General features: G+C 67.2%; 11 protein-coding genes. 7 read left to right on the forward strand and 4 right to left on the reverse strand.

Features of this window, described 5'->3' with window-relative positions; translation table 11 throughout:
• Positions 1-167 precede the first annotated feature (167 nt).
• From argJ to PSK12I2_RS0111315, 3 genes are all read left to right on the forward strand, one after another.
• A complete protein-coding gene (gene argJ / locus PSK12I2_RS0111305; RefSeq protein ID WP_027598472.1) occupies positions 168-1385 on the forward strand; it encodes a bifunctional glutamate N-acetyltransferase/amino-acid acetyltransferase ArgJ in 1218 nt (405 codons plus the stop codon).
• An 81-nt stretch (positions 1386-1466) separates the two neighbouring features.
• Positions 1467-2105, forward strand: a complete 639-nt coding sequence (locus PSK12I2_RS0111310; protein ID WP_027598473.1) for a glutathione S-transferase family protein — start codon at positions 1467-1469, stop codon at positions 2103-2105.
• Complete coding sequence (locus PSK12I2_RS0111315; RefSeq protein WP_027598474.1) at positions 2102-3049, forward strand: Nudix family hydrolase; 948 nt, start codon at positions 2102-2104, stop codon at positions 3047-3049. Before PSK12I2_RS0111310 ends, PSK12I2_RS0111315 begins: the two co-directional genes overlap by 4 nt.
• Before the next feature lie 166 nt (positions 3050-3215).
• On the opposite strand, the gene PSK12I2_RS0111320 is transcribed toward PSK12I2_RS0111315, so the two are convergent.
• Genes PSK12I2_RS0111320 through PSK12I2_RS0111330 form a run of 3 tightly spaced genes read right to left on the reverse strand, consistent with a single transcriptional unit; the run spans position 3216 to position 5751 of the window.
• Positions 3216-4265, reverse strand: a complete 1050-nt coding sequence (locus tag PSK12I2_RS0111320; RefSeq protein ID WP_027598475.1) for an alkene reductase — start codon at positions 4263-4265, stop codon at positions 3216-3218.
• 15 nt (positions 4266-4280) lie between these two features.
• Positions 4281-5444, reverse strand: coding sequence for an MFS transporter (locus PSK12I2_RS0111325; RefSeq protein ID WP_027598476.1), 1164 nt, complete (start codon positions 5442-5444; stop codon positions 4281-4283).
• A gap of 16 nt (positions 5445-5460) precedes the next feature.
• On the reverse strand, positions 5461-5751 hold the full coding sequence (locus PSK12I2_RS0111330; protein WP_007161865.1) for a helix-turn-helix transcriptional regulator: 291 nt from the start codon (positions 5749-5751) through the stop codon (positions 5461-5463).
• A 218-nt stretch (positions 5752-5969) separates the two neighbouring features.
• Here PSK12I2_RS0111330 and PSK12I2_RS0111335 point away from each other — a divergent pair, with 218 nt between their 5' ends.
• The 4 genes from PSK12I2_RS0111335 (at position 5970) to PSK12I2_RS0111350 (ending at position 11783) form a co-directional block, all read left to right on the forward strand.
• On the forward strand, positions 5970-6665 hold the full coding sequence (locus PSK12I2_RS0111335) for an OmpA family protein (RefSeq protein WP_007161866.1): 696 nt from the start codon (positions 5970-5972) through the stop codon (positions 6663-6665).
• Between the two features lie 251 nt (positions 6666-6916).
• Complete coding sequence (locus tag PSK12I2_RS0111340; protein ID WP_169853363.1) at positions 6917-9055, forward strand: bifunctional diguanylate cyclase/phosphodiesterase; 2139 nt, start codon at positions 6917-6919, stop codon at positions 9053-9055.
• Between the two features lie 174 nt (positions 9056-9229).
• Positions 9230-10384: a phosphatidylserine/phosphatidylglycerophosphate/cardiolipin synthase family protein gene (locus PSK12I2_RS0111345; RefSeq protein ID WP_027598478.1), complete on the forward strand. Its 1155-nt coding sequence runs from the start codon at positions 9230-9232 to the stop codon at positions 10382-10384.
• Positions 10385-10532: 148 nt separating this feature from the next.
• The gene (locus tag PSK12I2_RS0111350) at positions 10533-11783 is read left to right on the forward strand and encodes an acyltransferase (RefSeq protein ID WP_037007676.1); all 1251 of its coding nucleotides are present in this window, start codon (positions 10533-10535) and stop codon (positions 11781-11783) included.
• On the opposite strand, the gene PSK12I2_RS0111355 is transcribed toward PSK12I2_RS0111350, so the two are convergent.
• A complete protein-coding gene (locus PSK12I2_RS0111355) occupies positions 11758-12126 on the reverse strand; it encodes a putative quinol monooxygenase (RefSeq protein ID WP_027598480.1) in 369 nt (122 codons plus the stop codon). The two genes, PSK12I2_RS0111350 and PSK12I2_RS0111355, sit on opposite strands and share 26 nt — an antisense overlap.
• Between the last annotated feature and the right edge of the window lie 26 nt (positions 12127-12152).

A 12152-nucleotide genomic window follows, 5' to 3' on the forward strand; every position in this document is an offset into this window, starting at 1 on the left:
GCGACGGCAACCTGTCGGCATAGCCGCCGACAGGTTGTAAACTCCACTCGCTAGGCTGTTTGCGCCCCTTGCCCCGGCTGGGCGAGGCGGGCGCTGGAAGGCTGCTTTCCACGCCGCGACCGGTTTTCCGCTCGCGGCGTTTCCTTTTCTTTCACTGGAGTTTTCCCATGGCTGTCGGTCTCGGTCCGCTCTCCACGCTGCACCCGGTTCCCGGTTTCGAACTCGGTATCGCCTCTGCCGGCATCAAGCGCCCCGGGCGCAAGGATGTGGTGGTGATGCGCTGTGCCGAAGGCTCCAGCGTGGCCGGGGTCTTTACCCTGAACGCCTTCTGCGCGGCCCCGGTGATCATTGCCCGTCAGCGCTTCGCCGGCCCCGTGCGTTACCTGTTGACCAACACCGGCAATGCCAACGCCGGTACCGGACAGCCCGGCCTGGCCGCGGCCGAGCGCACCACCAAGACCCTGGCGACCCTGGCCAGCGTCGGCGAGGAGGCGGTACTGCCGTTCTCCACCGGCGTGATCGGCGAACCGCTGCCGGTGGAAAAGATCGAAGCCGCGCTGCCGGCCGCCCTGGCCGATCTGGCCGAGGACAACTGGGCCGCCGCCGCCACGGGCATCATGACCACCGATACCCTGCCCAAGGGCGCCAGCCGCCAGTTCCAGGTGGACGGCACCACCGTCACCGTGACCGGCATCAGCAAGGGCGCCGGCATGATCAAGCCGAACATGGCGACCATGCTCGGCTACGTGGCCACCGACGCCAAGGTCGCGCGCGGTCTCTTGCAGGATCTGCTGGCCGACGCCGCCAACCGCTCCTTCAACCGCATCACCATCGACGGCGACACCTCCACCAACGACTGCTGCATGCTGGTGGCCACCGGTCAGGCGGCCATGGCGGAGATCACCCAGCCCAACGGCGCGGCCTTCGAGCAGCTGCGCGAGGCGGTGTTCGCGGTATTCGCCGAACTGGCCCAGGCCATCGTGCGTGACGGCGAGGGTGCCACCAAGTTCGTCACCGTGCAGGTCAATGGCGGTGGCAATGCCCAGGAATGCCTGGACGTCGGCTACGCCGTGGCCCATTCGCCGCTGATCAAGACCGCGCTGTTCGCCTCCGATCCCAACTGGGGGCGCATCCTCGCCGCCGTCGGCCGGGCCGGCGTGCCCCAGCTGGACGTCAGCCTGATCGACGTCTTCCTGGGTGGCGTGCAGATCTGCCAGCAGGGCGGTCGCGCGGCCACCTATACGGAAGAGCAGGGCGCGCGGGTCATGGCCCAGGCCGAGATCGAGATCCGCATCGAGCTGGGTCGCGGCAGCCACAGCGAGACCATCTGGACCACCGACCTCTCCCACGACTATGTGAAGATCAACGCCGAGTACCGTACCTGACGGCTACCCGACGCCTTGGCGTCCGCTCCGGCGGGCGCCAAGGCGGTCCTCGCGGGCCGCATCGTTTCGAGGAATCCCCGCATGTCCCAGCTGCAACTCGTGATCGGCAACAAGAATTTCTCCTCCTGGTCGTTGCGGGCCTGGCTGGCCATGGAGCTCAGCGGCGCCGCCTTTGAAGAGGTGTCGATCCCGCTCTATGCGCCCAACAGCCGCGCCTTGCTCAAGGCCCAGTCGCCCACCGGCAAGGTGCCGGTGCTCAAGCTGGCCGAGGGCACCATCTGGGATTCCCTGGCCATCGTCGAATACCTCGCCGAGGCCTATCCCGACGCCGGGCTGTGGCCCGCCGAGACGCTGGCCCGCGCCCATGCCCGGGCGCTGTGCGCGGAGATGCACAGCGGCTTCCTGGCCCTGCGCCGCGAGCTGCCCATGGATCTGCGTCGCCGCCAGCGGTTGAAGTCGACCACCGCCGAGGCGGTGGAAGACATCCAGCGCATCCAGCGCCTGTGGCGCGAATGCCGCGAACGCTACGGCCAGCAGGGTCCCTATCTGTTCGGTACGCCGACCATTGCCGATGCCTTCTATGCTCCGGTCGCCAGTCGCTTCCGCAGCTACGGGGTGGAGCTGTCGGCCGAGGCGGCCGCCTATGTCGAAACCATCTACGCCTGGCCGGCCTTCCAGCGCTGGCTGGCGGAGGCCGAAACCGAGGAGCAGAGCGCATGACTCGTCTGCATGTCGTCGCCGCGGTGATCCGCGACCCCCAGGGCCGGATCCTCATCGCCCAGCGCCCGGCGCACAAGCACCAGGGTGGTCTCTGGGAATTCCCCGGAGGCAAGGTCGAGGCCGGTGAGGCCCCGGCCGCGGCCCTCGCCCGCGAACTGGCCGAGGAGCTGGGCATCCAGGTCACAAGGGCGCGGCCGCTGCTGCAGGTGCGCCACGACTATCCCGACCAGGCGGTGCTGCTGGATGTCTGGCAGGTGGACGCCTTCACCGGTGACGCCCATGGTGCCGAAGGCCAGCCCTTGGCCTGGGTCGCGCCTCGCGAGCTGGTCGACTACGACTTCCCGGCGGCCAACCGGCCCATCGTCCAGGCGGCGCGGCTGCCCGAGCGCTACCTCATCACCCCCGGCGAGCTGACCACCGCGGAATTGCTCAATGGCCTGCATCGGGCGCTGGACAGCGGCATCCGCCTGGTCCAGCTGCGCACGCCGGACAACTTCGATCCCCAGTACCGCGACCTGGCCGGCGACGTCCAGGGCCTCTGCACCGGCCGCGCCCAGTTGATGCTCAAGGGGCCGCTGGAGTGGCTGGGGGATTTTCCCGCGGCTGGCTGGCACCTGACCGCCGAGCAGTTGCGCCGCTATGCGCCCAATGGCCGGCCTTTTCCAGAGCACCGTCTGCTGGCGGCTTCCTGCCATGACGCCGAGGAACTGGCCCTGGCCCAGCAGATGGGCGTGGACTTCGTCACCCTGTCGCCGGTGATGCCCACCGCCAGCCACCCCGGCGCCCCGACCCTGGGCTGGGTCAAGGCCCAGCAGCTGCTGGCCGACTGCAATCTGCCGGCCTATCTGCTGGGCGGGCTGGGCGAGGACGACCTCACCAGCGCCTGGCAGGCCGGCGCCCAGGGCGTGGCGGCGATCCGGGCGTTCTGGCCTGGGGGCGTTTGAGACAAATGGTGTAATCCAATCGCGGCCATGCCGGTGCGCCGTAGCGACCGCTCCTACAGGGGCACCGAACACCTGTAGGAGCGGCCGCATCGGCGGACCGCCATGGCCGCGATATCGGCACAAAAAAAGCCCGCCAACCGGCGGGCTTTTTTATCCACGGAAAAACCTACAGCCGCGGATAGTCGATGTAGCCGACCGGGCCCTTGCTGTAGAAGGTGTCCGGGTGCGGCTCGTTCAGCGCGGCGTCCTGTTCCAGGCGTTGCGGCAGGTCCGGGTTGGCGATGAAGGGCACGCCAAAGGCCACGGCATCGGCCTTGCCTTCTGCCAGCCAGGCATTGGCCTTGGCCTTGTCGAATTTCTCGTTGGCGATGTAGACGCCACCGAAGGCCGCCTTGAGGTCCGGGCCGAGGCTGTCGCTGCCGGCCGCTTCGCGGATGCAGATGAAGGCGACCTGGCGCTGGCCGAGCTCGCGGGCGACATGGCCAAAGGTGGCGGCAGGGTCGTTGTCGCCCATGGTGTGCATGTCGCCACGGGTGGACAGGTGCACGCCGACGCGATCGGCGCCCCAGACGTCGATGCAGGCATCGGTCACTTCCAGCAGCAGACGGGCGCGATTCTCGATGGAGCCGCCGTAGTTGTCGGTGCGCTGGTTGGTGTCGCTCTGCAGGAACTGGTCGAGCAGATAGCCATTGGCCCCATGGACCTCGACGCCATCGAAGCCGGCGCGCTTGGCGTTCTCGGCGCCATGGCGATAGGCGGCGACGATGCCGGGGATCTCGGCGGTTTCCAGTGCCCGCGGGGTGACATAGTCACGCTTGGGGCGCAGCAGGCTGACGTGCCCCTGGGCGGCGATGGCGCTCGGCGCCACCGGCAGTTCGCCGTCGAGGTAGCTGGGATCGGAGATGCGGCCCACGTGCCAGAGTTGCAGCACGATGCGGCCACCGGCCTTGTGCACGGCGGTGGTGACGCGCTGCCAGCCGGCCACCTGCTCGTCGGACCAGATGCCGGGGGTGTCGGGATAGCCCACGCCCATGGGGTCCACCGAGGTGGCCTCGGTGATGATCAGGCCGGCGGATGCGCGTTGCACGTAGTACTCGACCATCAGGTCGCCCGGGACCCGGCCCGGTTCGGCGCGGCAGCGGGTGAGGGGCGCCATGATGACGCGGTTGGGCAGTTCCAGGGCGCCGATCTTGATCGGGTCGAACAGCTGAGTCATGGCTAGCTCTCTTGATTAGCTGGCGGTCGCCAGGCCGCTCTTGCGGGCCTGGCTGGCGGTCAGCAGGGTGGCGATAAGGGCCAGCAGGGCGAGCCCGCTGGCGGCGAGGGGTACCGCGGTAAGACCCAGGCCGTGGTCGATCACCAGGCCGCCGACCCAGGCGCCGAGGGCGTTGCCCACGTTGAAGGCGCCGATGTTGAGGGTCGAGACCAGATTCGGCGCGTCCTTGCCGAAGGTGACCACGTTGATCTGCAGGGCCGGCACGGCGGCGAAGGCGGCCGCGGCCCAGAGGAAGAGGGTGATCTCGGCGGGCAGGAAGGCCTGGCCGGTCCAGCGCAGGGCGGCGGAGGTCAGCGCCAGGGCCACGAAGATGCCCACCAGGCTGGTGGCCAAGCGCCAGTCCGCTAGGCGGCCCCCGATGAAGTTGCCCAGGGTCAGCCCCAGGCCGATCAGCAGCAGGGTGCCGGTGACGCCACGGGGCGAGACGCCGGTGACCTCCTGCAGCAGCGGCGCCACATAGGTGAAGAGGGCGAACATGGAGGCGGCGAAGAACACCGTCATCGACAGCGCCAGCCAGAAGCCCAGGCCGCGCAGGGCGAGCAATTCCCGGCGCAGGTCGGCGCGTGGCTGGTTGCGGTCGGCCGGCAGCACCCGCCAGAGACCGATCAGGGCGACCACGCCGATCGCCACCACCGCCCAGAAGGTCGAGCGCCAGCCGGCGGCCTGGCCGAGGGCGGTACCCAGGGGCACGCCCAGCACATTGGCCAGGGTCAGACCGGTGAACATCAGGGCCACCGCCGAGGCGCGGCGGTTCTCCGGGACCAGGCTCGCCGCCACGACCGCGCCGATACCGAAGAAGGCGCCATGGCAGAGGGCGGTGACCACCCGCGCCAGCATCAGCATGTTGTAGCCGCTGGCAATGGCGCAGAGCAGGTTGCCGACGATGAAGATACCCATCAGCGCGAGGAGGGCACGCTTGCGCGGCCAGTGGGCGGTGGCCAGTGCCATGAAGGGCGCGCCGACGGCCACCCCCAGGGCATAGCCAGTGACCAGCCAGCCGGCGCTGGGAATGGATACGCCGAGATCAGCGGCGACGTTGGGCAGCAGCCCCATGATGACGAATTCGGTGGTGCCGATGGCGAAAGCGCTCAGCGCCAGCACGATGAGAGAAGCGGGCATCAGGATTCCTTGCAGACTAGAGTTCGCGGGCGAGACGTTGCAGAAAGGCCTGGATGGCGGCCTCGTCGCGTTGGTAGAACACCCATTGGCCGATGCGCCGCGTGGTGACCAGGCCAGCCCGGGTCAACACCGCCAGGTGCGCCGAGACCGTGGACTGCGAGAGTCCGGCACGAGCTTCGATCTGTCCGGCACAGACGCCCGTACCCAGGTCGTGTTCCTGGTGCGGGAAATACTGCCGGGGATCGCGCAGCCAGCCGAGGATCTGGCGGCGCAGGGGATTGGCCAGGGCTTTGAGGATCTCGTCCATCACGGTCGCATCGTCATATTGGATTGTAACGAACCTTAGATCGCGAAAAATCGATATGCAAGCTATCTATCTTCGATTCTGCCTATCGCGGACTTAGAGGCTCACTATCGCGATAAGTGTCCGCGAGCGCCGCTTCGTTCAGTTGCGATTCAGATCACGCGGCTAGAATTGCCGGGTGCGGCCCCATTCGCCGCAATGGATTTCCAAGGAGCAAAGACATGGCGCTGCCCACCCGTATCCTTCTCGCCAGCCTGGCCCTGGCCACCCTGGCCGGATGCGCATCCCCCAATCCCTACGAAAACCAGGGTCAGGCCAGCGGTGGTACCTCCAAGACCGCCAAGTACGGCGGCCTGGGTGCCCTGGCCGGTGCCGTCGCCGGTGCGGCCATCGATCACAACCACCGCGGCAAGGGTGCGCTGATCGGCGCCGCCGCCGTGGGTGCGGCCGCCGCCGGTTATGGCTATTACGCCGATCGCCAGGAAGCCGAGTTGCGCCGGCAGATGGAAAACACCGGCGTCGAGGTGCAGCGCCAGGGCGACGACATCAAGCTGATCATGCCCGGCAACATCACCTTCGCCACCGATTCCGCCGATATCGCCAACAGCTTCTACAAGCCGCTGAACGACCTGGCCAATTCCTTCAAGCAATTCGATCAGAACAGCATCGAGATCGTCGGCTACACCGACAGCACCGGCAGCCGTGCCCACAACGTCGAGCTGTCCCAGCGCCGGGCGCAGAACGTTGCCGGCTACCTGACCGCCCAGGGCGTACCCGCGGCGCGCCTGAGCACCCGGGGCGCCGGTCCCGATGCCCCCATCGCCAGCAACGCCACCGCCGATGGCCGCGCGCAGAATCGCCGCGTCGAGGTCAATCTGCGCCCCCTGCCCGGAGCCACCGGCACCCCCGCCCAGTAGCGACCGCTCGTCGCCGGCGACCGGCAGTTTCCGCGCCTTCGGGCAGCCTGGCGGAAACTGCTTTTTCATTTTGCGCTCTGATAGACGTCGCGAAGGGTCCCGCCTGCCAATCGGCAGGCGGCAGACCCCTGTCCGGCTGCTACCCTAGTAGGGTTGAGAGCGACGCGTCGCATAACGGTCACGACGGGAAGAGGTAGCCAGCCGCGCATGGCTGCTGCACGGCGGCAGAGGCCGCGGGGAGAAGAGGCTTGATGGAGTGCCCGTTGCCGCAGACAGAGCAAGGTCCGGTGTTGCTGGTTGTCGACGACCGCCTGGAGAACCTGCTCGCCATGCAGGCGGTACTGGAGGTCGGAAACTGGCGGGTGATCACGGCCGCTTCGGGTGAGCGTGCCCTGCAATACCTGCTGGACGAAACCGTGGATCTGGTGCTGCTCGACGTCCAGATGCCGATCATGGACGGCTTCGAGGTGGCGCGCATCATGCGCAGCAACCTGCGCACCCGCTTCACCCCGATCATCTTCGTCTCCGCCGAAGCCCACTCCTACGAATCGGTCCTGCGGGGCTATGCCACCGGCGCGGTCGACTATCTGCTCAAGCCGGTCGATCCCAATATCCTCAGGCACAAGGTGCGCTCGCTGCTCGATCACGAGCGCAATCGCCGCGAATTGCTGCAGGCCACCCAGCAGCTGGAACTGGCCAAGTCCTTCAGCGATTCGCTGCTCGACAATGCCGCCGAAGGCATCCTCACCGTCAACGAACAGGGTCGGGTGACCTTCGCCAACGCCGCCATCGCCCGCATGCTGAGATGCAGCGTCAGCGACCTGGTGCACGCCAATTTCCTCGACTTCCTCGAAGGCGGCAGCGGTCTCGACGACTGGCAGACCTCGCCCTTCATGGAGCACTACGACCGCCGCGAGACCTATCGCCTGCACGATGCCCGCCTGCGCACCAATCGTGGCGACAGCCTGCCGGTGGCGCTGTCCTGCGCGCCGCTGCCGCGGATGCAGCGGGCCATGGTCATCATCGCCCTGGACATGTCGCGCATGCGCGAGCTGCAGGACCAGCTGGAATCCCAGGCCGTCACCGATGCCCTGACCGGTCTGCTCAATCGCCGCGGCTTCAACCAGACGCTGGAAGCGGCGCTGGCGCGCAGCGGCCGCAACGGCAAGCGCATGGCGGTGCTCTACATCGATCTCGACGGCTTCAAGCGCATCAACGATTCTCTCGGTCACGAAGCCGGGGATCGGGTGCTGTGCATCGTCGCCGAGCAGCTCAAGAGCTGCATGCGGCCCTACGACATCCTGGCGCGCATGGGCGGTGACGAATTCACCGCGCTGCTCGATTCCCTGGAGCATCCGGAGGACGCTGCCCGCGTGGCCGAGAAGCTGCTGGAGCTGCTGGCCACGGTGCATCGCATCGACGGCATGGAAGTCAGCCTGGGCGCCAGCATCGGCATCGCCAGCTATCCCGACTGCGGCCATACCGTGGACGGCCTGCTGAGATCCGCCGACATCGCCATGTACGAGGCCAAGCGCGGCGGGCGCCAGCAATACCGCTTCTTCTCGCCGGACATGAACGGCCGCGCCCGTTCCCGGTTGATGCTCGAAGAAAGCGTGCGCAACGCCATCGACAACAAGGACTTCGTGCTCGCCTACCAGCCGCAGGTCTATCTGCGCGACGGCCGCCTGCGCGGCTTCGAGGCGTTGCTGCGCTGGGAGCACACGGTGGCCGGCAAGGTCTCGCCGAGCGTCTTCATCCCGCTGCTGGAAGAGACCCGGCTGATCAACCGCATCGGCGACTGGATCTTCCGCGAAGGCGCGACCAAGCTGCAGTCCCTGCAGGAGATCTATGGCGACGAGCTGCTGCTGAGCATCAACCTCAGCCCGGTGCAGTTCGGCATGCCGCAGCTGGCGGAAAGCCTGCGCCAGATCATCGAGACCCACGGGCTGCGACCCGAGCAGCTGGAAATCGAGGTGACCGAGTCGGCGCTCATGCACGACATCGACTACACCCGCGCACAGCTGTCGCAACTGCGCGCCCTCGGCGTGCGCATCGCGGTGGACGACTTCGGCACCGGCTATTCCTCGCTGGCCTATCTGCGCCACTTCGAACTCGACACCCTCAAGATCGATCAGCTGTTCATCGCCAACATGCTGGATTCCTCCCGCGACGCCGCCATCGTCAGCACCATCCTCGAACTGGGCCGCAACCTGGATCTGGAGGTCATCGCCGAAGGGGTGGAGACCCTGGAACAGCGCGACTGGCTGATCGAGCACGGCTGCGAGATCATGCAGGGCTTCCTGGTCTCCCGGCCGCTGAGCGCCGAGGTGACCGGTCGCTTTCCCCAGCAGGTGGACTGGACCGCCCGACGCCCCGAGCCCACGCTCTAGGCGCGCTGACGGCCTGCTCCAGGGGCAGGCCCCTCCGTCCATCGGCGCAGGCCGTCGAGCAGGCGCCGCGCCAGAGCCGGCGGTGCTCCCCTGGCCAGCCAAACCACGCCTGCCACTGAACGAACCCCCGTCCGCGCCTTCTTATGCAATGGCCACAGGCACGGAGTAGGAAGCATGCGGGGCGCCGTCTTTCCATGGCGGGAAAACAACAGGTTCGAATTGCTGGTGGACGGCGGTCGGTTCTTTCCGGCCATGCTCGAATCCATCGCTGGCGCCAGCCGCCGGATCGATGTCGAACTCTATCTGGTGGAAGCCGGCAGTTGCTCCGAGCAGCTGCTCGTGGCCCTGACCGAAGCGGCCCGACGCGGCGTCGCGGTGCGTTGCCTGTTCGATGGCTTCGGCACCCTGCGCATGGATGCCGGCTTGCGCCGCCAGCTGGAAGAGGCGGGCGCCGAGCTGCGCATCTTCAATCCCGTGCGCTTCGGTCACGGCTTGCACAACCTGCACCGCGACCATCGCAAGATCTTCATCATCGACGGCGAAGAGGCCTTCGTCGGTGGCAGCGGCGCGACCGATGACTTCTGGGATCCGGCCAAGAGCGACTGCAACTGGCACGAGGTGATGGTACGCATCCAGGGACCCCTGGTGGAGGACTGGCTGGCGCTGTTCGAACGGCAATGGGAAGCGGTGGGTCGCCGCCGCGCCTGGAAGCCACGCCCGCGGCGGGGTCGCGAGCGACCGCCACCGCCGCCTGCCGCCCAGGAAGGGCAGGGCCGGGTCGCCTATGCCGATGCCCGTCAGCACCGCGACATCCTGCAGGCGCTGATTCGCGCCCTGGTGGGCGGCCGCGAACGCATCTGGTTCGCTACCCCCTATTTCCTCCCGACCTGGCGCGTGCGCTGGGCCTTGCGACGGGCCGCGCGTCGCGGCGCCGACGTGCGGCTGCTGCTCACCGGTCGGCACACCGACAATCCACCGGTGCGTTTCGCCGGGCAGCGCTACTACCGCAGCCTGTTGCGCGCCGGTGTGCGCATCTACGAATACCAGCCGAGATTCATCCACGCCAAGATGGTCCTGGTGGACAACTGGGTCAGCGTCGGCTCCTGCAACTTCGATCACTGGAATCTGAGGTTCAACCTGGAGGCCAATGTCGAGGCGGTGGATCGCGGCCTGAGTCAGGCGGTGGCGGCCAGCTTCGTCAAGGATTTCGCCCAGAGTCGCGAGATCACCCTGGAATTCTGGCGCAGTCGGCCCTGGTGGCGGCGCGCACGCGAGTGGCTCTGGGGTTCGCTGGATCGCCTGGTGATCGGTGTACTGGGGCGCGGTTAGCAGCCCCGGGTGTCAGGTGCGGGTAACATAACCGATCCGGCGCTGTAGGCCGGACCCATCGTCCCGCGGACGAGGCCAGACGAGTAACGCCTTAGTGCAGACTTTAGATAAACACCGCTTCATCGGTCTGGAGTGGCTCAGGTTCCTGATGGGTTTCTATGTGGTCGTCTACCACACCATCCATTTCTATCCCGAGCGCAAGACCATCCCCCTGCTGGACGAGATCACCAGCATGGGCTTCTTCGCCACCAGTACCTTCTTCGTGCTCTCCGGCTTTCTGCTCGCCCACGTCTATTGCGGCCGCGGCAGCCTGCGCGAGCCGGCGCGCAGTTTCTGGGTCAAGCGTTTCGCCAACCTCTATCCGATCCATATCTTCGCCCTGCTGCTGGCGATGGCGGTGGTGACCTGGATCGGCAGTCTGGGCATTCCGCCGGGCGCGGCCACGGCGAGCATCCGCTTCGTGGTGTTCGACACCAACGAGCCCCTGGCCCGGACCAACCCCGAGCTGTTCCAGCACTTCATGAGCAACGCGGAGCTGGCCTTCAACGCCGTGCTGCAGCTGTTCATGCTGCAGGCCTGGAATCCCTACTACCTGACCTTCAACGCACCGCTCTGGTCGATCTCGGCGCTGTTCTTCTTCTACCTGACCTTTCCCAAGCTGGCCCCGCGGCTGATGACCAGCGAGCGCCCCTGGCAGCTGTTGCTGCTGGTCTGGGTGCTCTATCTGATTCCGCCGCTGCTGGTGATCCTGCACCAGAACTACGGCATGCCCTTTACCGGCCTGCTGCAGCGAGTGCCCCTGTTCCGGCTGCCGGAGTTTCTCGCCGGCATCCTGCTGTACGCCATCTTCCGTCGCCAGCACACGCGGGGCTGGATACCCTCGGAGCGGCAGCGGCTGCTGCTGGCGAGCTACCTGATCCTGAGTTTCGCCCTGGGCACGGCGCTGTTCACCCATGGACCCAAGTTCTGGTACTTCCTGTTCCACAACGGCCTGTTCCTGCCGTCGCAGCTGATTCTGGTCTATCTGGCCGCGCTGGCGCAGGAGCCGACCAGCGAACGCATCCGCCACTGGTCGCCACGACTCGGCGGTGCGTCGCTGTCGATGTTCGCCCTGCACGTGCCCCTGTCGGGGATCTACATGACCCTGGAACAGCTGATCGGCGGCAATCTGAAGGCCTGCCTCAGTGGCGATCGCGAGGTCTGCATCGCCGCCGCCGGGGCCTATACCAACTCCATCGAGTGGTACTGGCTGTTCCTGCTGGCGGTGGTGGTGCTCTGCGTGCTGTTCCAGGAGCGGCTGGTGGTGCCGACCCGCAAGCGCATCCTCGCGGTGCTGCTGCCGCGCCTGGCGCCGCCGCAGCAGCCGCCCCAGGCTAGCGGCGGAAGCCTGCGGCCATGACGAAGAAACGGGCGTTCAGGGCCGCCAGCGGCTCGCGCAGCTGCTCCAGCTGATCGGCCGCACCGAATACCTCGAAGCGCTCCAGGGTGGCGATGGCCTGGGCCTGCTCCAGCAGATCGCCGACGTTGTCCAGGTGCGCCAGCAGCGCCTGGGCATCGCGATAGCCTTCGCGGCAACGCGCCGTGGTGCCGTCATAACAGAAGCCGTAGTAGAGGCAGCCGGGTTCGTTGCGGGTGCGCTCCAGCATGGCCTCGCCCAGGCGCTTGAAGGCTTCGAGCTGATCGGGCTGGACGGCGAAGACGGGGGCCAGGCTGCAAACGGAATCGCTGGGAAGAGTGGGCATGGGGGCTCCGGGGTCGGGGATGGTCT

Origin of the sequence: Pseudomonas sp. MOIL14HWK12:I2 (assembly GCF_000510745.1) — a bacterium.
GTDB classification, from domain to species: domain Bacteria; phylum Pseudomonadota; class Gammaproteobacteria; order Pseudomonadales; family Pseudomonadaceae; genus Chryseomonas; species Chryseomonas oryzihabitans.

Coding starts and splice junctions, on each gene's coding strand:
- PSK12I2_RS0111310 (WP_027598473.1), top strand. CDS start 1,467: ATGTCCCAGCTGCAACTCGTGATCGGCAACAAGAATTTCTCCTCCTGG.
- PSK12I2_RS0111315 (WP_027598474.1), top strand. CDS start 2,102: ATGACTCGTCTGCATGTCGTCGCCGCGGTGATCCGCGACCCCCAGGGC.
- PSK12I2_RS0111350 (WP_037007676.1), top strand. CDS start 10,533: ATGGGTTTCTATGTGGTCGTCTACCACACCATCCATTTCTATCCCGAG.
- PSK12I2_RS0111335 (WP_007161866.1), top strand. CDS start 5,970: ATGGCGCTGCCCACCCGTATCCTTCTCGCCAGCCTGGCCCTGGCCACC.
- PSK12I2_RS0111330 (WP_007161865.1), bottom strand. CDS start 5,751: ATGGACGAGATCCTCAAAGCCCTGGCCAATCCCCTGCGCCGCCAGATC.
- PSK12I2_RS0111325 (WP_027598476.1), bottom strand. CDS start 5,444: ATGCCCGCTTCTCTCATCGTGCTGGCGCTGAGCGCTTTCGCCATCGGC.
- PSK12I2_RS0111340 (WP_169853363.1), top strand. CDS start 6,917: ATGGAGTGCCCGTTGCCGCAGACAGAGCAAGGTCCGGTGTTGCTGGTT.
- PSK12I2_RS0111355 (WP_027598480.1), bottom strand. CDS start 12,126: ATGCCCACTCTTCCCAGCGATTCCGTTTGCAGCCTGGCCCCCGTCTTC.
- PSK12I2_RS0111320 (WP_027598475.1), bottom strand. CDS start 4,265: ATGACTCAGCTGTTCGACCCGATCAAGATCGGCGCCCTGGAACTGCCC.
- PSK12I2_RS0111345 (WP_027598478.1), top strand. CDS start 9,230: ATGCGGGGCGCCGTCTTTCCATGGCGGGAAAACAACAGGTTCGAATTG.
- argJ (WP_027598472.1), top strand. CDS start 168: ATGGCTGTCGGTCTCGGTCCGCTCTCCACGCTGCACCCGGTTCCCGGT.